Genomic DNA, 20,411 nt, shown 5'->3' on the forward strand with positions numbered 1-20,411 from the left:
GGCCCCGCTATGGCATGGACGACGCAATGAGCAAGCGCGCCACTCCAGCTCCAGCCGTCGAACGCCCGCGCGGCGGCCGTGCGCGATCGGTCGCCGAGCTACTGCCAGATGCCGGCCGCGCCGCGTTTCGCCGCTTCGGTTTCGTGCAAAGCGCGGTGGTCAGCCGCTGGAGCGAGATCGTCGGGCCGCGCTATGCCGGGGTGTCGTCGCCCGAATCAATCAAATTCCCGCATGGCGAGCGCATCGGCGGCACGCTCAATCTCGTCGTGCGCGGCGCGCATGCGACGATGATGCAGCATATCGCGCCCGAGATCATCGAGCGGGTCAATCGCTTCTTCGGCTATGCCGCGGTCGCCAAGGTGCAGTTCCGCCAGGGCGACGTCCCCGTGCCGCGCCCGCGCGCCGCGCCGCCGTCGTTGAAGCCGGTGCCGGTCGATCTCGGCGCGAGCCTCAGGACGATCGCCGATCCCGAATTGAAGGCGGTGCTCGAAGCCTTGGCGGCGGGCGTCGCGGCGACGCGCGGGGCGCCGAGCGTGGGTGGAGACGAATGATGCGATTTGGTCTGGCGGCGCTGGTGTTGGGCGCTGCTCTGGTTTCTTCGGCTGAGGCCGCGCCGCCGAAAAAGGCGCCGGCGCACGCCGCGTGGCTGCAGACGATCGTCGCAACGCCCGAGGGCGGGGTGCGGATGGGCAACCCGGCGGCGAAGGTCAAGCTGATCGAGTTCGGCTCGCGGACCTGCCCGTTGTGTGCGCGCTTCGATGTCGAAGGCCTTCCGGCGCTCAAGGCGGGCTATATCGCAAGCGGCAAGGTCAGCTACGAGTTCCGCGATTATCCGGTGCATGGCGCGCTCGATCTCGGGCCGATCCTGCTCGGCCAATGCGTCCCGACGCGCGCGTTCTTCCCGGTCCTCGACGCGATGATGGCCGAGCAAAAGACGCTGGTCGGGCGCAGCGACGCGATCCCCGATGCCAAGCAGAAGGAATTGCAGACCGCGACGCCCAACGTCGTCGCGAGCTACCTCGCCGGATTCTATGGCTATACCGATTTCGTGGTGAAGCGCGGCCTGCCGATCGCCAAGGCCAATGCCTGCCTCGCCGATCGCAAGAAGATCGATGTGCTCGTTGCGCGCGCTGACGCCGCCAACAAGGCCTATGCGGTTTCCGGAACACCGACGTTCGTGCTCAACGGCGCGGCGCAAGCCAATGTGTACGACTGGGCGGCGCTCGAGCCGCTCGTGCGCGCCGCCGTCGCCAAATGATCTTACTGACTAGGAGCCTATCGATGACCCCTCGTATCCTGTTCGCCGCGGTTGCCGCGCTGTCGCTCGCGTCGTGCGGTGGAACCGATGCCGTTTCGAGCGGCAACAGCGCCGGCGGCACGACGTCGGGCGGCACCGTTGCGGGCACCAGCACCGCGGCAGTGACGCCTTCGGCCGCCGGGCAGAAGTGGATCGATACCGTCGTGAAGACGCCCGAGGGCGGCTACCGGATGGGCAATCCCGATGCGGCGATCAAGGTCGTCGAATATGGCTCGCGCACGTGCCCGACCTGCGGCGCGTTCGGCCAGACCGGGCAGAAGCCGCTGACCGACAATTACGTTTCGACCGGCAAGGTGAGTTACGAGTTCCGCGACTATCTGGTCCACGGCCAGCCCGATTTCGCGCCGAGCCTGCTCGGCCGCTGCGTCGGCACCGCGACCTTCTTCCCGCTGCTCGAAGCGATGTACGTGGCGCAGCCGCAATTCGAGGCGAAGCTCGCCGACCAGGCGGCGACCACCGCGCTGCAGACGCAGCTCCAGGGCAAGACGCCGAACGAGGCCGCTGCCGCGTGGGGCGATTATCTCGGCTACGTCGAGTTCGTGAAGCAGCGCGGCATCCCCGAGGCCAAGGCGCGCGCGTGCATCGCCGACAAGGCGGCGCTCGACGAAATCATCGGCATGATGAGCAAGGGTGACGGCGCGGCGGTGACGGGTACGCCGACCTTCATCATCAACGGCGCGAAGGTCGACGGCGTGACCTGGGCCGACGTTGAGGCGGCGCTGAAGCGCGCCGGGGCGTAACGCACCTAGCCCGTCATGCCGGGCTTGTCCCGGCATCCACGGTGCCGCATGGTCCGCGATCATGGGGTGCCGACGACGGTGGACCCCGGGACAGGCCCGGGGGGACGGCCTAGTGTTGGAAGGACGCCCCGCTGTTTCCACTCCGGCCGGGGGGCTCTGAATGCAGATCAAGCGGCTCCGCCTGTCGGGCTTCAAAAGCTTCGTCGACGCGGCCGATCTGCGGATCGAGCCGGGGCTGACCGGCATCGTCGGGCCGAATGGCTGCGGCAAGTCGAACCTGCTCGAGGCGTTGCGCTGGACGATGGGCGAGACCTCGGCGCGGTCGCTGCGCGGTGCGGGGATGGACGACGTCATCTTCGCCGGCACCAACACGCGGCCCGCGCGCGATTTCGCCGAAGTGTCGATGCTGATCGAGGCAGCGGGCGAGGAAAGCGAAGTCGTCCGCCGGATCGAGCGCGGGGCGGGCTCCGCCTACCGGATCGACGGACGCGACGTGCGCGCCAAGGATGTCGCGTTGCTGTTCGCCGATTCCGCGACGGGCGCGCATTCGCCCGCGCTCGTCAGCCAGGGGCGGATCGGCGCGATCATTGCCGCCAAGCCGCAGGAACGCCGCGCGATGCTCGAGGAGGCGGCAGGCATCGCCGGGCTCCACGTCCGCCGCAAGGACGCCGAGCAGAAGCTGCGCGCGACCGAAGCCAATCTGACCCGGCTCGACGAACTGATCGCCGAGCAGGACGGCCGCGCCAACGCGCTCAGGCGGCAGGCGCGGCAGGCCGAACGCTACCGCGCGCTCTCCGACCAGATCCGCATCGCCGAGGCGCGGATGATCTTCGCGCGCTGGCGCGATGCGCAAGCGGCGGCGGATGCGGCGAAGGCCGAGGCGGTGGCGTGCGAGGCGAGCGTCGTTGCCGCCGCCGAGGCGCAGCGCGCCGCCGCCGCCCATGCGCTGGCAGCGACCGAGGCACTGGCGCAGGCGCGCGGCGCGGCACAGGCGCTGCGCGAGGCGGCGAGCGAAGCGGGACACCGGCTCGGCGGATTGCGCGGTGAACAGGCCGCGGCGGTGCGCCGGACGCAGGAGCTTGCGGCGGCGCGGTTGCGGCTCGCCGATGATCGCGCGCGCGAAGGGTCGCTCGCGAGCGACGCCGCCGAGGCGATCGCGCGCCTGACCGACGAGACCAAGCGGCTCGATGCGGCGCTTGCCGCGGCGATCGCGCGCATGCCCGAGCTCGAGACGCGGCTGAGCGATACCGAACGCGCCGGACGCGACGCCGAGGTCGCGCTTGCGCAAGCGCTCGCCGCGCAAGCGACCGAGGCAGCCGACGCGCGTGTGGCGGATGCGGCGCTTTCGGCAGCGCGCGCGCGCGCCGAGCGCAGCGCGCGCGATCTCGCGCGCGTGACCGCCGAGGCTGCGGCGCTTGGCGATGCCGCGCCGCTGGTCGCGCAGCGCTCCGCGGCTGTCGCCGCACGGACCCAGGCGCTCAACGACGGCGAGGATGCGCGCGCGTCGCTCACCCGCGCCGATGCCGACGAGCGCGCCAGCATCGGACAACGCGACGGCGCACAAGCGGCGCGCGCGACGGCGCATGCCGATCTCGCCGCGCTCGACAGCGAAGCGACCGCGCTGACCAAGGCGACGCGCCGCGACGGTCGCGACCGGCTGCTCGATCAGGTCCAGCCCGAGCCGGGCTATGAGCGCGCGCTGGCGGCGGCGCTCGGGGACGATCTCGAAGCCGGGCTCGATTCGGCGGGCGAGCGGCACTGGTCGGGCGCAGTGGTCGTGCCGGGCGACCCACCGCCGCCGCCGGGAACGGTGCCGCTCGGGCAGCACGTCGAGGCGCCGGCGGCGCTCGCGCGGCGGCTGGCGCAGATCGTGGTGGTCGACAGCGATGACGGCGTTGCGCTTGCCGTCGGGCAGCGGCTGGTGACGCTCGGCGGCGTGCTGCGGCGCTGGGACGGCTATGTCGCCAAGTCGGGTGGTGCGGCGGCGGCCGAGCGGCTCGAGCGGATCAATCGCTTGCGCGCGATCACTGCACTGCGTCCCGCGGCGGCGCTGGCGGTCGAGACGGCGGATGCCGAGCTCGCGCGGATTGCGACGACGATCACTGACGCGCGTGCGGCGGCAGTGGCGGCGCGGCGTGCGCTGGAAAGCGCGGAAACGCGCGCCAGGGAGGCTGCGCGCGCGGAAGACCGCGCGACCGCGGCGATCGAACGGATCGAGGCGCAGCGTGCCGACCTGGCCGCGCGGCGCGCGCGGATCGATGCCGAGCATGACGAGGCGGGGGCCGAGGTCGCGCGCGCGACCGCGCTGCACGCCGCGCTCCCCGACGGCAGCGCGACGCGCGAGCGCGTCCGCACGCTGTCGGCCGAGGCGGAGGCACGGCGCAGCGCGATCGCGACCGCGCGCGCCGATCGTGCCGGGGTCGACCGCGATGTCGCGAGCGCGCGCGAGCGGCTCGCGGCGATGGCGGCCGAGGCGAAAGGCTGGCGCACGCGCGCGGGCGAAGCGGCGCGGCGGATCGCCGAGATGGACAAGCGCGATGTCGAGCTTGCCGTGGAAGCCGAAGCGCTGGTTGGCCGACCCGAGGCGCTCGCGAACGAGGTGGCAGCGCTCGAACTGTCGCACGCCGCTGCGCGCGCCGAGGCCGAGGACGCCGCGAGGACCGAGCGCGCCGCCGAAACCACGCTGCGCGACACCGAAGCGCGCGCGGCAGCGGCGGCGGAGGCGCTGGCGCAAGCCCGCGAAGCGCGCGCCGGCGCGACGGCACGTGCGGAAAACCAGGAATTGCGCCGCGTCGAGATGAACCGGCTGGCGGGCGAGCGCTTTCAATGCCCGTCGGTGCTGCTCCCCGAGCGTGTCGGGTTCGACGGTGGCGCGGTGCGCAGCCCGGCCGAGGAGTCCGCAGCCCACGAAAAGCTGATGCTCGATCGCGATCGCATTGGCCCGGTCAATCTCGTTGCCGAGACCGAGCTCGCCGAACTCGAGGCGGCAAGTTCGGGCAATGCCGCCGAGCGCGAGGAGCTTGGGCTCGCGGTCAACCGGCTGCGCGGCTCGATTGGCACGCTCAATCGCGAGGGACGGCAGCGGCTGCTTGCCGCGTTCGAAGCGGTCGACGGGCATTTCCGGCGGCTGTTCACGACGCTGTTCAACGGCGGCAGCGCGCATCTCGAACTGATCGATTCGGACGATCCGCTCGAGGCCGGGCTCGAGATCATGGCGCAACCGCCGGGCAAGAAGCTCCAGTCGCTGACGCTGCTATCGGGTGGGGAGCAGGCGCTGACCGCCGTCGCGCTGATCTTCGGGCTGTTTCTCACCAACCCGGCGCCGATCTGCGTGCTCGACGAGGTCGACGCGCCGCTCGACGATGCCAATATCGAACGCTTCTGCGGGCTGCTCGACGCGATGACGCGCGAAACGCAGACACGCTATCTGATCGTGACGCACAATGCGGTGACGATGAGCCGGATGCACCGGCTGTTCGGGGTAACGATGGTCGAGCAAGGCGTCAGCCGCCTCGTCTCGGTAGATCTCGGCGGCGCGGAAAGCCTCCTCGCCGCCGAGTAGGTCAATCAGCAGCCGTTGCGACGGTTCTGCGCAGCGTCGTGACGCTTGTCGAGATGCTTGCCGAGGAGCGCACCGCCGACGCCGCCAGCAACCGTGCCGAGCACGCCGCCGCCGAGCGCGTTACCAGCGAGCGCACCACCGGCACCGCCGACGAGCAGGCCGGTCGTGCCCGACGAACGGCGGCACGAATAATGGCGGTTCGACTTGCCGTAATAGCGATGCTTGCGCGCTTCGGCCTTGTCGGTGGGGAGGGCCATCGTTGCCGGAATGACGAGCGAAGCGGCGGCGAGCGAGAGGAAGAGGTGACGCATGATGGTATAATCCCTTTTTGACCCTATTCGGGTGCGTAACGTTCCGTCGCGGCGAGGGTTGCATCGCCGAGCGAACAATCTCGTATTGGCGATCATTTGATTAACCTTTGTTGAGCAATATGGCGGGTGAAATGAACGGTGAAATGGGCAAGGCAAGGCAACGTGCATGAACGATGCCATACTCAACGGGCCGCAGAGCGACATCATTCCATACGCGGCCATGCCGACGATGGTGAAAACCGGCCTGTGGGCGTGCGACCTCGCAACGGAAACGCTGACGTGGAGCGAAGGCGTCTACGATCTGTTCGGGTTCCCGCGCGGCAGCGTGCTCGATCGCGCCACGGCGGCGGCATGCTACACACCTGAATCGCGCATCGCGCTCGAATGTCTGCGCATGGCTGCGATCCGCGACAAGACCGGCTTCATGCTCGACGCCGAGATCGAGATCGACGGCAAGCGACGTTGGGTGCGGATCGTCGCGCAAGTCGAATGCGTCGACGGCAAGGCCGGGCGGCTGGTCGGCTCGAAGAGCGACGTGACGCACGAGAAGCGGGTGGGGCTTCATTCGGGCTTCTGATTTCTAACTTGGGTTGCGTCTGGGCGGCGCGGAACATATATCGAACGTATGGCCCAGCTCGACGTCCAGCAGAAACTCGCGATCCTTGCCGACGCCGCCAAATACGATGCGTCGTGCGCCTCTTCGGGATCGGTGAAGCGTACGTCGCGCGACGGCAAGGGGATCGGCTCGACCGATCAGGGGATGGGCATCTGCCACGCCTATGCGCCCGATGGCCGCTGCATCTCGCTGCTCAAGATCCTGCTGACCAACAGCTGCATCTTCGACTGCCATTATTGCATAAACCGCAAGAGCTCGAACGTGCGGCGCGCGCGCTTCACCGCGGAGGAGGTCGTGCGGCTTACGCTGTCCTTCTATCGACGCAATTATATCGAGGGGCTGTTTCTCTCGTCGGGGATCATCGGATCGTCGAACTATACGATGGAGCAGATGGTCGAGGTCGCGCGGAGCTTGCGCGAGGATCATGATTTCCGCGGCTACATTCATTTGAAGACGATCCCCGATGCCGATCCCGAACTCGTCCATCAGGCGGGGCTGCATGCCGATCGCCTCTCGATCAATGTCGAGCTGCCGACCGTCGCGGGACTGACTCGGCTCGCACCCGAAAAGTCGGCGGCGCGGATCGAGGGCGCGATGGGCGATACCAAGACCGCGATCCTCGACACGAGCGACGCTAAGAAGCGCTTCAAATCGGCGCCGCGCTTCGCGCCCGCCGGGCAATCGACGCAGATGATCGTCGGGGCGGATGCGGCGACCGACGGCGACATCGTCACCAAGGCGTCGACGCTGTACGATCGCTTCGGCCTGCGTCGCGTCTATTATTCGGCGTTCAGCCCGATCCCCGATGCGAGTGCTGTGCTCCCGCTCCAGCGCCCGCCGCTGATGCGCGAACACCGGCTGTACCAGTCGGACTGGCTGATGCGCTTTTACGACTACACGCCCGCCGATGTCGTCGCCGCGGCCGATGCGACGACGGGGATGCTGCCGCTCGACATCGATCCCAAGCTCGCCTGGGCGCTCAAGTTCCGTGGGTCGTTCCCGGTCGACGTCAACCGCGCGCCGCGCGAGGCGTTGCTGCGCGTTCCCGGGCTCGGGGTGAAGGCGGTCACCGCGATCCTGGCCGCGCGGCGCTGGCGGCGGCTGCATCTCGCCGATGTCGCACGGCTGACGGTGTCGGTCGCGAAGGTGCGGCCGTTCCTGATCGCCGAGGACTGGCGCCCGGTCGCGCTCAGCGATCGCGCCGAATTGCGACCGGTGGTTGCACCCAAGACCGAGCAATTGGAGTTGTTTGCGGCATAAGGGGAGCTTGATGCGCGCGATTACTCTTGCCGAACCCGATGATTTCGACGGCTGGCGCGATGCCGCGCGCAGTCTCGCCGCTGCGGGCGTGCCGCCCGAGGACGTCGTCTGGCAGGGCGCGGGCAACCCGACCGACCTGTTCGCGGCGACCGCCGACACGACGGTGCCGACCGGCCCGGCCTTTGCGGTGCCGCGCGCGTTTATCGATCTGGCGAAGAAGGCCGTCCTCCACCGCGATCCGGAGCGTTTCGCGTTGCTCTACACGTTGCTCACGCGGATTCGCGTGCAACCTGGCGCGATCGAGGATCATGCCGATCCGCTGCTCCGGCGGCTCGAGCATCTGGCGCAGGAAGTGCGCAAGGACATCCACAAGATGCGCGCCTTCCTGCGCTTCCGCGAGGTCGACGAGGATGGCGTCGCGCGTTTCGTCGCCTGGTTCGAGCCCGAGCATCATATCGTGCGCGCCAATGCCGGCTTCTTCCTCGATCGCTTCTCGAGCATGCGCTGGTCGATCCTCACGCCCGAGCTGTCGCTGCATTGGGACGGCGAGACGCTCGCCGAAGGCCCCGGTGCCGCCAAGAGCGACGCGCCCGACGGCGACCCGATCGAGGAAGTGTGGAAGACCTATTACGCCTCGATCTTCAACCCGGCGCGGCTCAAGATCGGCATGATGCTGAAGGAAATGCCGCGCAAATATTGGAAGAACATGCCCGAGACCGCGTTGGTGCCAGGCCTCATCGCGGGCGCGCAGGCGCGCGAGAGCGGGATGATGGCGACGGCGCAGACGAAGCGCGACATCGGCGACAATATCGACGCGGCGTGGGCGGCTTTGCGGGGTGAAGCGACGGGGTGCACGCGCTGTTCGCTCTACGGGCCGGCAACGCAGATGGTGTTCGGCGAAGGGCCGGTCGATGCGAGCTTGATGTTCGTCGGCGAGCAGCCCGGCGACCAGGAGGATCTGGCGGGCAAGCCGTTCGTCGGGCCGGCGGGGCAGGTGTTCGACCGTGCGCTCGCCGCCGCGGGGATCGAGCGCGCGGGCGTCTACGTCACCAACGCGGTCAAGCATTTCAAGTTCGAACCGCGCGGCAAGCGCCGCATCCACGCCAAGCCCGACGCCGGCGAGATCGACGCGTGCCGCTGGTGGGTCGAGCAGGAGCAATTGCTCGTCCGGCCGAAGGTGACGGTCGCGCTCGGCGCGACCGCGGCGCGCAGCCTGTTCGGGCGCGTCGTGACGATCGGCAAGGAGCGCGGGCGCGCGCTGACGCTGCCCGGTGGGGGCGAGGCGTGGATCACGGTGCATCCGAGCTATTTGCTGCGGATCCCGGATCGCGCGCAGGCGGATGCGGAATATGCGCGCTTCGTCGAGGATCTGCAGCGCGTGGGGGAGCGGGTGGCGTAGGCGGCGGCGACGGCGCGTATACCACCGTTCGTGCTGAGCCTGTCGAAGCACCGGCGCGCGGTAAGGCCCTTCGGCAGGCTCAGGGCGAACGGGGAGGGCGCTACAGCAACAACGTCGCCTGCTCGGTCGCTTCCTCGTTGTCGGTGATCCCCGACAGCGTCAGCCCGAGTAAGCGCACGCCGAGCGGCACCGGAAGCTGCGCATCGAGCAACGCACGTCCGCCCGCGACGAAGCTGGCGCGGTCGAACGCCCCGCGACTGAGCGAGCGTGCGCGCGTAATCGTGCGGAAATCCGAGAAGCGCAGCTTGAGCGTCACGGTCCGCCCGCGCACGCCGTGGCGCTCGATCCGCACCAGCGCCGCCTCGGCGACCCGGTCGAGCGCGGCGTGGAGATCGGCAGGGGACGCGATGTCGGTCTCGAACGTCCGCTCGGCCCCGACCGACTTGGTCGCGCGGTTGCTGCGCACCGGGCGATGGTCGATCCCGCGCGCGGCGCCGTAGAGATAGTCGGCATAGCTCCCGAAATGCGCGTGGAGGAAGGCGAGCGGTTGCTCGCGCAGGTCGGCGCCGGTCTCGATCCCGAGCGCCGCCATCCGCGTCGCGGTGACCGGGCCGACGCCGTGGAAGCGCTTGACCGGCAGGCTCGCGACGAACGCCGCGCCGCGCGCCGGGGGAATGACGCAGATCCCGTCGGGCTTGTTCTGGTCCGAGGCGAGCTTGGCGATGAACTTGTTGTAGCTCACGCCAGCCGACGCGGTGAGCCCGGTCTCGGCCTTGATCCGCGCGCGGATCTGCTCGGCGATCGCCTTGGCCGAGCCGAGGCCGTGGCGGTCCTCGGTGACGTCGAGATACGCCTCGTCGAGCGAGAGCGGTTCGATCTGGTCGGTATAGTCGGCGAAGATCGCGCGGATCTGCTGCGAGATCGCGCCATAGACGTCGAAGCGCGGCGGCACGAACACCAAATCGGGGCAGCGTCGGAGCGCGGTGACCGAGGGCATCGCCGAGCGCACGCCGAAGGTCCGCGCCTCATAACTCGCCGCCGCGACCACGCCGCGCGCGCGTGATCCGCCGACCGCGACGGGGCGGCCGCGCAAGCTCGGATCGTCGCGCTGTTCGACCGACGCATAGAAGGCATCCATGTCGATATGGATGATCTTGCGCTGCGGGGGCGGCGGGGGCGGCGGCGGGGCGCTGTCGGAGTCGGCCATGCTTCGCGTAACGCTACTCGCCGCAGGATAGGTGGGGAGCTTCTGTTGCTCGGTGCCCCCCGGACCGCCGGTGTCCGCTTCTGTTGCCCGGTGCGGCCCGGACCGCGCTTTTAACTTAGTAACTTAGACCGTTAGGCCTTAGTGTTACGCAGCAATCGCGAGTGCATGGTTATCGTTTGCACTTGTGGTTATGAGCCTTGAACAGGTTACTCAGCCTGGGCAAAAACAGCGCCTTTCAATACACGTCGATCCTAGTTCGACCCCGTCACACCCCCTCTGGAGAGAGGGGGTGTGGTGGAGTCGCCGGGTACTGCCCCCGGGTCCGCTGCATCTATTCTACGCCGCACTTTATCACCATAGCCGGGCAAGCCCGGCACGAGCGATATAGGCATGTTACAGCCGCGTGAAAAGGGGCGTTGCAACATGATGAAAAGGCCCGGTTTGACACCTTCCGCCTTTCACTCGCCACAAATCGGGTGCATGGGTTAGTATATCATGTTGACGCAACGTTCCCGCTACGCACTCCGCGCGATGATGTTCCTGGCGCAAGCCCCCGCCGGAAGCCCCCCGATCCCGATGAACCGCATCGCCGCCGAGGCGAACGTGCCGCGCAAGTTCCTCGAGCTGATCCTCGCCGATCTTCGCGAGGCCGGGTTCCTTCACAGCCATCGCGGCAAGATGGGCGGGTATTGCCTGTCGCGCCCGCCGCACCTGATTTCGCTCGGCGAGATCATCCGCGTGATCGAGGGGCCGCTTGCGCTGGTGCCGTGCGTCAGCCGTACCGCATACCGCTCGTGCAAGGATTGCAAGGACGAGGCGACCTGCGCGATCCGCCACGCGATGATGCGCGTGCGCGACGAGACCGCGCGGATTCTCGATGGCACCAGTCTTGCCGATGCGACTGCGGAGGAATTGGTCGCGGCGTAACCCACTCCCCTCCCCCGGAAGGGGAGGGGCTACCGATCATTACCGCCGGCGCAGCTCGTCGCGAATCTCGCGCAGCAGCGTGACGTCGGACGGCTCGACCGGCTCGGCGACGACTTCGGGCGCGGCGGGCATCAGCCGGTTCACCGCGCGGACGATCAAGAAGATGATGAAGGCGACGATCACGAAGTTCACCGCGGCGGTGATGAACGTCCCGTAGCCCAACAGCGGCACGCCGGCCTTTTTCAGCGCGGCATAATCCGATGATCCGGCGAGCGCGGGCGGCACCTTGCCGAGCACGACGAAGTAGCTCGAAAAATCGAGTCCGCCGAAGATCTTGCCGATGACCGGCATGATCACGTCGTCGGTCAGCGACGTAATGATCTTGCCGAACGCCGCGCCGATGATCACCGCGACGGCGAGATCGAGCACGTTCCCCCGAGCAATGAATGCCTTAAACTCCTTGAACAAAGCGAGCCCCCTTCCGATTTCATTTCGCGAGGCCATCGTACCCGGCTATCATGGTGACGCAAGATCTGAAGGGATCCCTACGATATGAAGTACCGCACTCCGCTCGTTCTCCTCGGCGCCTTCACCTTGGCTGGCTGCGGGCTCAACAGCGTTCCGACCGCGGAAGAGAATGCCAAGGCCAAATGGGCCGACGTCGAAAACTATTACCAGCGCCGCGCCGACCTCATCCCCAACCTCGTCTCGACGGTGAAGGCCGCGGGCGCGCAGGAGAAGGCGATCCTCGTCGAAGTGACGCAGGCTCGCGCCTCGGCGTCGCAAGTCAAGGTGTCGGGTGCCGATCTCAACGATCCGGCCAAGGTCGCCAATTACGAGAAGGCGCAGGCCGGCGTGACGATGTCGCTGCAGCGGCTCCAGGAAGCCTATCCCGAGCTCAAGTCGCAGGGCAATTACGCAACGCTGATGACGCAGCTCGAAGGCACCGAGAACCGCATCTCGACCGCGCGGCACGATTATAACGACGCCGTGCAGGCGTATAACACGACGATCCGCACCTTCCCCGACGCGATCGGCGCGAAGGTGATCTATGGTGCAAAGCCGCTCGTCCCGTTCAAGGCGACGAGCGCGGGCGCCGAGGAAGCGCCTGCGGTCAATTTCGGCAACACCAACTAAAGTAACCGGGCCGAAGGCCCCGAAGGCGATGTGATGCCGATGCGCCTGATTCAGGCCTTGCTTGCGACGTTGGTCGCGCTGCTGCTGTGGCTCGTCCCGGCAGCGGCGCAGACCTATCCAAAATTTACCGGATTGGTGGTCGATGCCGCCAACGTCCTGCCGCCAGCGACCGAGGCCGATCTGACCGCCAAGCTCGAGGCGTTGCAAAAGGACACCAAGCGGCAATTGGTCGTCGTCACGCTCCCCGATCTGCAGGGGCGCGAGCTGTCGGAATATGGCGTCGGGCTCGGGCGTGCCTGGGGTGTCGGGCTCAAGGACGTCGACAACGGCGCGATCCTGATGATCGCGCCGAACGAGGCCGCCGGGCATCGCGGGCCGCGGCTCGAAGTCGGCTATGGTCTCGAACCTTTCCTGACCGATGCGTTTTCGGGCGTGATGATCCGCGAGAAGATGCTGCCGCTGCTCAAGAAGCAGCCGAGCGACATTCCCGGCGCGATGGAGGCCGGCATCGACGCCGTCATCGCGCAGTTGCGTGCATCGCCCGAGGAACAGAAGGCCAATCTCGACAAGGCGGCAGCCGCGTTCGATGCGACGCACAAGCGCAGCACATCGCGCGGCGGCGGCGGGATTCCGTTCGGGATGATCTTCTGGGGCCTCGTGATCGGCTTCGTCATCCTGTCGAGCCTGCGCCGGCGCGGCGGCGGGCGGCAGTATAATGACGGGATCGGCTCGGCGGTGTTGTGGGGCTCGGTGCTCAGCAGTCTTGGCGATTCGCGTCGCGATTCGGGCGGCGGCTGGGGCGGCGGCAGCGGTGGCGGCGGCGGTTCTGATGGCAGCTGGGGCGGCGGTGGCTTCACCGGCGGTGGCGGCGGATCCTTTGGGGGCGGTGGCGCCTCGGGAGACTGGTAATGCCGCGCACAGCGCATCTCACGGCGGCGGACCACGCGGTCGTGCTCGCCGCGGTCAAGGCCGCCGAAGCGGGGACCGACGGCGAGATCGTGACGATCGTCAGCGATCGCTCGGACGAGTATCGTGACGCCGCGCTGCACTATGCGGTGGCCGCGATGCTGCTCGTCGTCGCGCTGTTCACGATCGATCCGGCCGCGATCGAGCGGTGGCTCGCAGGCTTTTCGGACGGGTGGGAATCGCCCGCCGATCCGCGGCTGCTGCTGTCGGCGCTGCTCGTGGTCGAGGCGATCGTCTTCCTGATCGTCCGCTATGCGCTCGGGCGTGCCGCGTGGCGGATCGCGCTGGTGCCGAAGGCGACGCGCGCGCGGCGCGTGCGACGTCGCGCGATCCAGTATTTCAAGGTCGGTGCCGAGCGGCGCACCACCGCGCGCGTCGGCATCCTGCTCTATCTGTCGCGCGACGAGCGCATGGCCGAAATCGTCGCCGACGAAGCGATCCACCGCGCGGTCCCGGCCGAACGCTGGGGCGCGGCGATGGCGGCGCTGGTCGCGCACTCGCGCGAGGGTCGGCCCGCCGCCGGAATGGCAGCGGCGGTCGAGCAGATCGGCACGATCCTGTCCGAAACCTTCCCCAAGACCGCCGACGACCGCAACGAACTTCCCGACCGGCTGATCGAAGTATGACCGCTGAAACGGTGTGGGACGGCAAGTTCATCAAGGTCATCAAGGACGGAAGCTGGGAATATGTCGCGCGCGCGCGCGGGATCGCCGCCGCGGTGATCCTCGCGATCGACGATGGCGCGGTGATCCTGGTCGAGCAATACCGCGTGCCGCTCGGGAAGCGCTGTCTGGAGTTGCCGGCTGGCCTTGTCGGCGATGAAACCGAAGGCGAGGGCATCCACACCTCGGCCGCGCGCGAGCTCGAGGAAGAAACCGGCTATTCCGCGGCGACGATCGAAACGATCGGCTTTTTCCATTCCTCGCCGGGGATGGTCTCGGAGGGCTTTACCCTCGTGCGCGCCACCGGGTTGACGCAGGTGAGTGCCGGCGGCGGGGTCGAGGGCGAGAACATCACCGTCCACCGCGTCCCGCTCGGCGAGATCGCGGCGTTCGTCACCGCCAAGCGCGCCGAGGGCGTGGCGATCGACGTCAAGATGCTGCTGCTGCTTAGCGGCGGAATTCTGGCTGGCTGAGTCGGCGAGGGGCAAACCGCCCCCGACCAACCCTCGCCGTCAGCGGAAGTTGTCGGCGTAGCTTTGCAGCTTGAGCGTCCGCGTCGGCGCGGCGACGACGGTGAAGGCAAGACCTTCGCGCTCGGCATAGGCGATCGCGGCTTCCTGCGTCGGGAAGCTCAGCCGCACCTGGTCACGCGTGTCGCCCGAGCCGGCCCAGCCGGTCAGCGGGTCGGCTTGCTTAGCCTCGGCAGGGGCGAAATCGAGCACCCAGCTGGTGGTGCGGGCACGGCCCGACGACATGGCGTTCTTGGGGCGCTGATAGATTCGGGCGATCGACATGGCGTCTCCTTATCGTGCTTCTTGGCGCCGCGCATCTGCGTTTTTCGTGCGCAGCGTTGCAGAGGCGGCGGCGGGGTCGTCGGGCCAGGGGTGGCGCGGGTAACGGCCGCGCATTTCCTTCGCCACCGCCGACCAACTTCCCGCCCAGAAGCCGGGCAAATCGCGCGTCGTCTGGATCGGCCGGCCGCCGGGCGAGGTAAGGCTAAGCACCAGCGCCACGCGCCCGCCCGCGATCATCGGATGCGTCGCGAGCCCGAACAGCGTCTGCGGGCGCAGCTCGACGCGCGGGCCACCCTCGGCATCGTAATCGATCGGGTGGGTCGAGCCAGCGGGGCTGGTGAAGTGCGTCGGCGCGAGGCGCTCGATCGTTTTCAGCGCGTCCCAGCCGATCAGGGTGCGGAGCGCTTCGGTCAGTGCGCCCGGGTCGATCCCGTCCAGCCGGCGCTTGCCCGCCAGCAGCGGGACGAGCCATTCGTCGGCGCGCGTAAGCAACGCCGCGTCGTCGAGCGCGAGTTCGGCGCCGCCATGCTCCTGCGCAAAGGCGGCGCGGTGGCGCAGCGCGAGCGCGGCGTCGCTCCACGGGAGGCGGGCGAGGCCGGTCGCCTGGACTCCTTCGAGCAGCGCCGCGGCGATAGCAGCGGGGTCGGCGTTCGAATCGTGGCCGCTCGACAGCCGCAGCGCGCCGAGTCGGCGTTCGTGCAGGGCGCGGATACCGCCGGTGGCGGGGTCGAAGGCGACGGTGCGATGCGTCGCGATCCGCTCGCCGAACAGCGTCTCGATCGTCGCGAGGTCGATCGCCGCGGCCGAGAGGATGCGCGCGCCCGACGCCATGCCTTGCGTCTCGGCGACGGCAAGCCATTCCTCGCGGGCGAGGCTGCTGGTTGGGTCGAGCTTGAACCCACGTCCGCCGACGGAAGCCCAGGTCTCGCCGGAATTGTCGCGCCGCCGCGCGATGCGGTCGGGGAAGGCGAGCGCGATGGCGATGGCTTCTTCTCCCCCTCCCGCTTGCGGGAGGGGGTTGGCGGGTGGGGGCGCGCTATCGCCGTTCGCGCCGGTTGAAGGCGCGCGCCCACCCCCAGCCCCTCCCGCAAGCGGGAGGGGAGCGAGCCCGCTCCACCGTTTTGCCAGTTTTCGCCCCGCTTCCGCGCGTTGGCCGCGCTCGCTGCGCCAGCGGCGGCGGCGCGTTTCGAGATCGACGTCGTTCCCGCCAAGTCCGCGCTCGCCGAGCAGCACCGCGACCTCGGCCGCGACGTCGGCCAGACCAAGCTCCCCCGCCCGCACCAGCATATGCCCGAGCCGCGGTGCGAGCGGCAGCCGCGCGATCGCATGGCCATGCGGCGTCGGGCGCCCGTCCGCATCGAGCGCGTCGAGCGCCGCGAGCCGCGCGCGCGCTTCCTGCACCGCGGCCTCGGGCGGCGGATCGAGCCAGCGCAACTGTCGCGGATCGGCGACGCCCCACAGCGCGCAGTCGAGCGTCAGCGCCGACAGATCGGCCTCGAGGATCTCGGGCGGGTCGAAGCGCGGCAGCCCGGCGGTCGCGGCTTCCTCCCACAGCCGATACGCCACCCCCGGCGTCTGGCGCGCGGCGCGGCCCGCACGTTGCGTGACCGCGGCCTGGCTCGCGCGTTCGGTGACGAGCCGCGTCATCCCCGCGGCACGATCGTAGCGCGGGCGCCGCGCGAGGCCCGAATCGACCACCACCGCGATCCCGTCGAGCGTCAGGCTGGTCTCGGCGATCGAGGTCGCGAGCACGACCTTGCGGCGCCCCGCGGTGTCGGGCGCGATCGCGGCGCGCTGCGCTGCCGGATCGAGGCTGCCGTGGAGCTTGTGGAGCACGATCCCCTCGCCGAGCCCGTCGAGCCGTTCGGCGGTGCGCTCGATCTCGGCGACGCCGGGCAGGAAGGCGAGGACTCCGCCCTTCTCCTCGCGCAGCGCGAGCCGCACCGCGCCCGCGATCGAATCCTCGATCCGCGCCTCGGCCGCGCGGCCGAGATGGCGCAGCGTGAGCGGGTGCATCCGCCCCGCGCTCTCGATCACCGGCGCGCCCTCCATCAGCCCCGAGAAGCGCGCACCGTCGAGCGTCGCCGACATCGCGACGAGCCGCAGATCGGGGCGCAGCCCGGCCTGCGCATCGAGCGCGAGCGCGAGCCCGAAATCGCTGTCGAGGCTGCGCTCATGGACTTCGTCGAACAGCACCGCCGAGACGCCCGCCAGTTCGGGATCGTTCTGGATGCGCGCGACGAAGATGCCCTCGGTCACGACGGTCACGCGGGTCGCCGCCGAACGCTTCGAATCCATCCGCGTGGCATAGCCGAAGGTCTGGCCGACGGCCTGCCCGGCGGTCGCCGCCATGCGCTCGGCGGCTGCGCGCGCGGCGAGACGGCGTGGCGAAAGCAGCAGGATCTCGCCGCTGCACCACGCTTGGCCAAGCAAAGCGGGCGCGACGGCGGTGGTCTTGCCTGCGCCCGGCGGCGCGACGAGGACGGCGTTGCTCGCGTCGCGCAGCCGCGCGAGCAGATCGGGCAGGACGGCGTGGATCGGCAGCGTCATGCCAAACACCGCAGATGTGGAAGGGGAAGGGTGGCCACGATACGCAGCGCCTTGCCCGATCGCGCGCCACGGGGACAGCGCGATATCGTGCGATCGATCGACGCATGGCGAAGGAACTGCGGCGGCATTCCCAACGTCCTAGTATATCCCGCAATCGCGATGCTAGGCGGGCATCCAGAGTTTCGGAGATCGTCGTGGCCGGCCATTCGCATCATCATCACGGGCATTCGCATGGCGCAGGCCATAGCCATGCCGGGCACGACCACGGTCCGCCCGCCGCGGGCCACGACCGGGCGTTTGCGATCGGCATCACGCTCAACCTCGGCTTCATCGTCGCCGAAGTCGTGTTCGGGCTGATCGCCGGGTCGGTCGCGTTGCTGGCGGATGCCGGGCACAATCTGTCCGACGTGCTCGGGCTCGGCGCGGCCTGGGCGGCGATCGCGCTCGGGCGGCGCGCGGCGTCGAAGCGCTTCACCTATGGGCTCAAGGGCTCGACGATCCTCGCGGCGTTGCTCAACGCGCTGCTGCTACTCGTCGCGCTCGGGGCGATCGTGCTCGAGGCGGTGCAGCGGATCGCGACGCCCGCGCCGGTCGACGGGCCGACCGTCGCCTGGGTCGCGGGCGCGGGGATTGTCGTGAATGGGGTGACCGCGTGGCTGTTCATGCGCGGCCGCAAGGACGATCTCAACATCCGCGGCGCCTATCTCCACATGCTGAGCGATGCGATGGTGTCGGCGGGGGTCGTCGTGTCGGGGCTGGTGATCTGGCTCTCGGGGGCGACCTGGATCGATCCGATCGTCAGCATCGTCATCGCGGTGCTGATCTTCCTGCAGACCTGGGGCTTGCTCCGCGAATCGGTCGAGATGGCGCTGGCGGCGGTGCCGCGCAGCATCGATTCGGACGAAGTGTGGGAGGAATTGCGCGAACTGCCGGGCGTCGCGCGCGTGCATCACGTCCATATCTGGCCGATGAGCACGACCGAGACCGTGCTGACCGCGCATCTCGTCATGCCCGGCGGGCATCCGGGCGACGCCTTCCTCGACCGCGCGCGGACGATGCTCAAGGCGCATTTCGGGATCGGCCATGCGACCTTGCAAGTCGAACTCGACGGGGCCGACGCGACCGAGCCGAAGCTCGGCTGCTAACCGCCGGGGGCGGTGTCGCGCGTCAGGGCTTGAACATCGCCACCACAGCGTCGAACAGCGTCGCGCCGGCGAGCGGGCCGACCAAGAGCATCACGAGATTGAAACCGATGATCCAGGCGGTGATCGACTCGGCGCGTTTGTTCTGCCGTGGCGCGGGCTTTGGCGCGGGGGGCTCGGGTGGGCTCCACTGGTTCTGGAAATCGACGAACATACTCGATCCTCTTGTTGCGATCGCCCGCTCGACGTCCAACCGCGCCGCCACTATGCGCCTTTCCGTGGCATTGGAAAGATCGAAAGGCTTACCGGGCGCGCGGCTTAGTAGGCGCGCGCGATCGCGAATTCGACGGCTTCGACCATTGCGTCCTTGGCCTTGCCGTTGGCGAAGATCGCCAGCGCATCGATCGCGCGCTGGCCGTAATGGCGCGCCCGTGCGAGCGTGTCGTCGACCGCGCGCGTCGCCCGAACGAGCTCGATCGCACGCTCGAAATCCGCGTCGCTGTTGCGATGCCCTTCGATCGCCGCCTTCCAGAACACGCGATCCTCCGGATTGCCGCGCGCATAGGCGAGGATCACCGGGAGCGTCGCCTTGCCTTCGCGGAAATCGTCGCCGGCATCCTTGCCCATCGTGCCCGCGTCGGAGACATAGTCGATCGCATCGTCGACCAGCTGGAAGGCGATGCCGAGGTTGCGCCCGTACGAATCGAGCGCGAGCTCTTCGGCCTCGGGGCGCTCGGCGACGACCGCCGAGACGCGGCAGGCCGCAGCGAACAAAGCCGCGGTCTTCGCGCCGATGATGTCGAGATAGCGCTCCTCGGGCGTGTCGATCCGACGCGCGGCGGTGAGCTGGTTGACCTCGCCCTCGGCGATGATCGCGCTTGCGCCCGCGAGGATCCCGAGCACTTTCAGCGATCCGTCCTCGACCATCAGCTCGAACGAGCGGCTGAACAGGAAATCGCCGACGAGCACGCTCGCCGGGTTGCCCCAGATGAGGTTGGCGGTGCGCTTCCCGCGGCGCAGGTCGGATCCGTCGACGACATCGTCGTGGAGCAGCGTGGCGGTGTGGATGAACTCGACCGCAGCGGCGAGGCGGTGATGCCGCGTGCCCGAATAGCTCAGCAGCCGTGCGCTCGCGAGCGTCAGCATCGGGCGCATCCGCTTGCCGCCACCGGCGATCAAATGCCCGGCGAGTTCGGGGATCAGCGGAATCTCGGACTGCATCCGCGACAGGATCACGGCATTGACCATGTTCATGTCGCCGGTGACGAGTTGCACCATCGGCTCCAGCGAGGGCTGGGCGCGGCTCGGATCGAGGCGGAGAAGGGTGGCGCTCATGTGGCGTGCGATGTGGCCGCGCGCGCGCCCAAAGGCAAGCGTTTCCCGGCTTGCATGGGCCCTCCCGTGCCCGCAATAGGGCGAGGACATCAGATGGGGAGCAATCGGTGGCCGACGAGACGCTGAACGGATACCGCCAGAGCATCGACAATATCGATGCGGCGCTGGTCTTTCTGCTCGCCGAGCGCTTCAAGACGACGCAGGCGGTCGGGCGCTACAAGGCGTCCGCTGGGTTGCCGCCCGCCGATCCGGGGCGTGAGGAATCGCAGATCGCGCGGCTGCGCGGGCTCGCCAAGCAAGCCGATCTCGACCCCGATTTCAGCGAGAAGTTCCTGCGCTTCATCATCGACGAAGTCATCCGCCATCACGAGCGCGTGCGCGACGCCGGATAACCCGCTGCGCGCCGGGCTGGCGGGATGCGTCTTGCCGCACGGGCGAAACCGCTTATCGTCGCGCCGGACCCGAAGCATGGGTGGGGATGGTGA

21 protein-coding genes and 1 other RNA gene are annotated in these 20,411 nt (G+C 68.8%); 14 read left to right on the forward strand and 8 right to left on the reverse strand.

Annotated elements, in window-relative coordinates; translation table 11 throughout:
- Positions 1-14 precede the first annotated feature (14 nt).
- From ACP7C5_RS09185 to ACP7C5_RS09200, 4 genes are all read left to right on the forward strand, one after another.
- Entirely contained in the window at positions 15-551 is a 537-nt protein-coding gene (locus ACP7C5_RS09185) for a DUF721 domain-containing protein (RefSeq protein WP_426264011.1), read from the forward strand.
- The gene (locus ACP7C5_RS09190; RefSeq protein ID WP_426264012.1) at positions 551-1,258 is read left to right on the forward strand and encodes a thioredoxin domain-containing protein; all 708 of its coding nucleotides are present in this window, start codon (positions 551-553) and stop codon (positions 1,256-1,258) included. Before ACP7C5_RS09185 ends, ACP7C5_RS09190 begins: the two co-directional genes overlap by 1 nt.
- A gap of 23 nt (positions 1,259-1,281) precedes the next feature.
- Positions 1,282-2,058, forward strand: coding sequence for a thioredoxin domain-containing protein (locus tag ACP7C5_RS09195; RefSeq protein ID WP_426264013.1), 777 nt, complete (start codon positions 1,282-1,284; stop codon positions 2,056-2,058).
- Between the two features lie 160 nt (positions 2,059-2,218).
- Positions 2,219-5,620, forward strand: coding sequence for a chromosome segregation SMC family protein (locus ACP7C5_RS09200; protein ID WP_426264014.1), 3,402 nt, complete (start codon positions 2,219-2,221; stop codon positions 5,618-5,620).
- Positions 5,621-5,625: 5 nt separating this feature from the next.
- Here ACP7C5_RS09200 and ACP7C5_RS09205 read toward each other — a convergent pair whose 3' ends face one another.
- Positions 5,626-5,931, reverse strand: a complete 306-nt coding sequence (locus tag ACP7C5_RS09205; RefSeq protein WP_133186307.1) for a hypothetical protein — start codon at positions 5,929-5,931, stop codon at positions 5,626-5,628.
- Between the two features lie 166 nt (positions 5,932-6,097).
- Between ACP7C5_RS09205 and ACP7C5_RS09210 the strand changes: the two genes are divergently transcribed.
- The 3 genes from ACP7C5_RS09210 to ACP7C5_RS09220 are packed head-to-tail and all read left to right on the forward strand — an operon-like array spanning position 6,098 to position 9,206.
- Positions 6,098-6,508 (forward strand): hypothetical protein, encoded by a 411-nt coding sequence (locus tag ACP7C5_RS09210; RefSeq protein ID WP_426264015.1) that lies wholly within the window; start codon positions 6,098-6,100, stop codon positions 6,506-6,508.
- Between the two features lie 48 nt (positions 6,509-6,556).
- Positions 6,557-7,807 carry a putative DNA modification/repair radical SAM protein gene (locus ACP7C5_RS09215; protein WP_133186309.1) on the forward strand — a complete coding sequence of 417 codons (1,251 nt, stop codon included), beginning with the start codon at positions 6,557-6,559 and terminating at the stop codon, positions 7,805-7,807.
- A gap of 10 nt (positions 7,808-7,817) precedes the next feature.
- Positions 7,818-9,206 carry a UdgX family uracil-DNA binding protein gene (locus ACP7C5_RS09220; RefSeq protein ID WP_426264016.1) on the forward strand — a complete coding sequence of 463 codons (1,389 nt, stop codon included), beginning with the start codon at positions 7,818-7,820 and terminating at the stop codon, positions 9,204-9,206.
- A gap of 100 nt (positions 9,207-9,306) precedes the next feature.
- Here ACP7C5_RS09220 and dinB read toward each other — a convergent pair whose 3' ends face one another.
- Both dinB and ssrA read right to left on the reverse strand, forming a co-directional pair.
- Complete coding sequence (gene dinB, locus ACP7C5_RS09225) at positions 9,307-10,413, reverse strand: DNA polymerase IV (protein WP_426264017.1); 1,107 nt, start codon at positions 10,411-10,413, stop codon at positions 9,307-9,309.
- Positions 10,414-10,482: 69 nt separating this feature from the next.
- Positions 10,483-10,827: a transfer-messenger RNA gene (gene ssrA, locus ACP7C5_RS09230) on the reverse strand.
- Between the two features lie 81 nt (positions 10,828-10,908).
- Here ssrA and ACP7C5_RS09235 point away from each other — a divergent pair.
- Positions 10,909-11,340, forward strand: a complete 432-nt coding sequence (locus ACP7C5_RS09235) for an RrF2 family transcriptional regulator (RefSeq protein WP_133186315.1) — start codon at positions 10,909-10,911, stop codon at positions 11,338-11,340.
- 39 nt (positions 11,341-11,379) lie between these two features.
- On the opposite strand, the gene mscL is transcribed toward ACP7C5_RS09235, so the two are convergent.
- A complete protein-coding gene (gene mscL / locus ACP7C5_RS09240; RefSeq protein WP_354287882.1) occupies positions 11,380-11,808 on the reverse strand; it encodes a large conductance mechanosensitive channel protein MscL in 429 nt (142 codons plus the stop codon).
- A gap of 84 nt (positions 11,809-11,892) precedes the next feature.
- Between mscL and ACP7C5_RS09245 the strand changes: the two genes are divergently transcribed.
- Genes ACP7C5_RS09245 through ACP7C5_RS09260 form a run of 4 tightly spaced genes read left to right on the forward strand, consistent with a single transcriptional unit; the run spans position 11,893 to position 14,578 of the window.
- Positions 11,893-12,477 (forward strand): LemA family protein, encoded by a 585-nt coding sequence (locus ACP7C5_RS09245; protein ID WP_426264018.1) that lies wholly within the window; start codon positions 11,893-11,895, stop codon positions 12,475-12,477.
- A gap of 33 nt (positions 12,478-12,510) precedes the next feature.
- On the forward strand, positions 12,511-13,386 hold the full coding sequence (locus ACP7C5_RS09250) for a TPM domain-containing protein (protein ID WP_426264019.1): 876 nt from the start codon (positions 12,511-12,513) through the stop codon (positions 13,384-13,386).
- Entirely contained in the window at positions 13,386-14,069 is a 684-nt protein-coding gene (locus ACP7C5_RS09255) for a TPM domain-containing protein (RefSeq protein WP_322162461.1), read from the forward strand. The genes ACP7C5_RS09250 and ACP7C5_RS09255 overlap by 1 nt, the downstream gene beginning before the upstream one ends.
- Positions 14,066-14,578, forward strand: a complete 513-nt coding sequence (locus ACP7C5_RS09260) for an NUDIX hydrolase (protein ID WP_426264020.1) — start codon at positions 14,066-14,068, stop codon at positions 14,576-14,578. The genes ACP7C5_RS09255 and ACP7C5_RS09260 overlap by 4 nt, the downstream gene beginning before the upstream one ends.
- 39 nt (positions 14,579-14,617) lie before the next feature.
- Here the strand turns inward: ACP7C5_RS09260 and ACP7C5_RS09265 are convergent, their stop codons facing one another.
- Positions 14,618-14,899 (reverse strand): ETC complex I subunit, encoded by a 282-nt coding sequence (locus tag ACP7C5_RS09265; RefSeq protein ID WP_133186327.1) that lies wholly within the window; start codon positions 14,897-14,899, stop codon positions 14,618-14,620.
- Positions 14,900-14,908: 9 nt separating this feature from the next.
- Positions 14,909-17,449, reverse strand: coding sequence for an ATP-dependent helicase HrpB (gene hrpB, locus ACP7C5_RS09270; protein WP_426264021.1), 2,541 nt, complete (start codon positions 17,447-17,449; stop codon positions 14,909-14,911).
- Between the two features lie 194 nt (positions 17,450-17,643).
- On the opposite strand from hrpB, the gene ACP7C5_RS09275 reads away from it, so the two are divergent.
- Positions 17,644-18,594, forward strand: a complete 951-nt coding sequence (locus ACP7C5_RS09275; RefSeq protein WP_426264022.1) for a cation diffusion facilitator family transporter — start codon at positions 17,644-17,646, stop codon at positions 18,592-18,594.
- 22 nt (positions 18,595-18,616) lie between these two features.
- Here ACP7C5_RS09275 and ACP7C5_RS09280 read toward each other — a convergent pair whose 3' ends face one another.
- Together ACP7C5_RS09280 and ACP7C5_RS09285 are read right to left on the reverse strand one after the other, a co-directional pair.
- Entirely contained in the window at positions 18,617-18,805 is a 189-nt protein-coding gene (locus tag ACP7C5_RS09280; protein ID WP_426264023.1) for a hypothetical protein, read from the reverse strand.
- A 104-nt stretch (positions 18,806-18,909) separates the two neighbouring features.
- On the reverse strand, positions 18,910-19,926 hold the full coding sequence (locus ACP7C5_RS09285) for a polyprenyl synthetase family protein (protein WP_133186335.1): 1,017 nt from the start codon (positions 19,924-19,926) through the stop codon (positions 18,910-18,912).
- Between the two features lie 107 nt (positions 19,927-20,033).
- On the opposite strand from ACP7C5_RS09285, the gene ACP7C5_RS09290 reads away from it, so the two are divergent.
- On the forward strand, positions 20,034-20,318 hold the full coding sequence (locus ACP7C5_RS09290; protein WP_133186337.1) for a chorismate mutase: 285 nt from the start codon (positions 20,034-20,036) through the stop codon (positions 20,316-20,318).
- Positions 20,319-20,411: the final 93 nt, after the last annotated feature.

This window comes from Sphingomonas sp. PWP1-2, assembly GCF_049898305.1.
GTDB classification, from domain to species: domain Bacteria; phylum Pseudomonadota; class Alphaproteobacteria; order Sphingomonadales; family Sphingomonadaceae; genus Sphingomonas; species Sphingomonas glacialis.

Coding starts and splice junctions, on each gene's coding strand:
- ACP7C5_RS09185 (WP_426264011.1), top strand. CDS start 15: ATGGACGACGCAATGAGCAAGCGCGCCACTCCAGCTCCAGCCGTCGAA.
- ACP7C5_RS09190 (WP_426264012.1), top strand. CDS start 551: ATGCGATTTGGTCTGGCGGCGCTGGTGTTGGGCGCTGCTCTGGTTTCT.
- ACP7C5_RS09195 (WP_426264013.1), top strand. CDS start 1,282: ATGACCCCTCGTATCCTGTTCGCCGCGGTTGCCGCGCTGTCGCTCGCG.
- ACP7C5_RS09200 (WP_426264014.1), top strand. CDS start 2,219: ATGCAGATCAAGCGGCTCCGCCTGTCGGGCTTCAAAAGCTTCGTCGAC.
- ACP7C5_RS09205 (WP_133186307.1), bottom strand. CDS start 5,931: ATGCGTCACCTCTTCCTCTCGCTCGCCGCCGCTTCGCTCGTCATTCCG.
- ACP7C5_RS09210 (WP_426264015.1), top strand. CDS start 6,098: ATGAACGATGCCATACTCAACGGGCCGCAGAGCGACATCATTCCATAC.
- ACP7C5_RS09215 (WP_133186309.1), top strand. CDS start 6,557: ATGGCCCAGCTCGACGTCCAGCAGAAACTCGCGATCCTTGCCGACGCC.
- ACP7C5_RS09220 (WP_426264016.1), top strand. CDS start 7,818: ATGCGCGCGATTACTCTTGCCGAACCCGATGATTTCGACGGCTGGCGC.
- dinB (WP_426264017.1), bottom strand. CDS start 10,413: ATGGCCGACTCCGACAGCGCCCCGCCGCCGCCCCCGCCGCCCCCGCAG.
- ACP7C5_RS09235 (WP_133186315.1), top strand. CDS start 10,909: ATGTTGACGCAACGTTCCCGCTACGCACTCCGCGCGATGATGTTCCTG.
- ACP7C5_RS09245 (WP_426264018.1), top strand. CDS start 11,893: ATGAAGTACCGCACTCCGCTCGTTCTCCTCGGCGCCTTCACCTTGGCT.
- ACP7C5_RS09250 (WP_426264019.1), top strand. CDS start 12,511: ATGCCGATGCGCCTGATTCAGGCCTTGCTTGCGACGTTGGTCGCGCTG.
- ACP7C5_RS09255 (WP_322162461.1), top strand. CDS start 13,386: ATGCCGCGCACAGCGCATCTCACGGCGGCGGACCACGCGGTCGTGCTC.
- ACP7C5_RS09260 (WP_426264020.1), top strand. CDS start 14,066: ATGACCGCTGAAACGGTGTGGGACGGCAAGTTCATCAAGGTCATCAAG.
- ACP7C5_RS09265 (WP_133186327.1), bottom strand. CDS start 14,899: ATGTCGATCGCCCGAATCTATCAGCGCCCCAAGAACGCCATGTCGTCG.
- hrpB (WP_426264021.1), bottom strand. CDS start 17,449: ATGACGCTGCCGATCCACGCCGTCCTGCCCGATCTGCTCGCGCGGCTG.
- ACP7C5_RS09280 (WP_426264023.1), bottom strand. CDS start 18,805: ATGTTCGTCGATTTCCAGAACCAGTGGAGCCCACCCGAGCCCCCCGCG.
- ACP7C5_RS09285 (WP_133186335.1), bottom strand. CDS start 19,926: ATGAGCGCCACCCTTCTCCGCCTCGATCCGAGCCGCGCCCAGCCCTCG.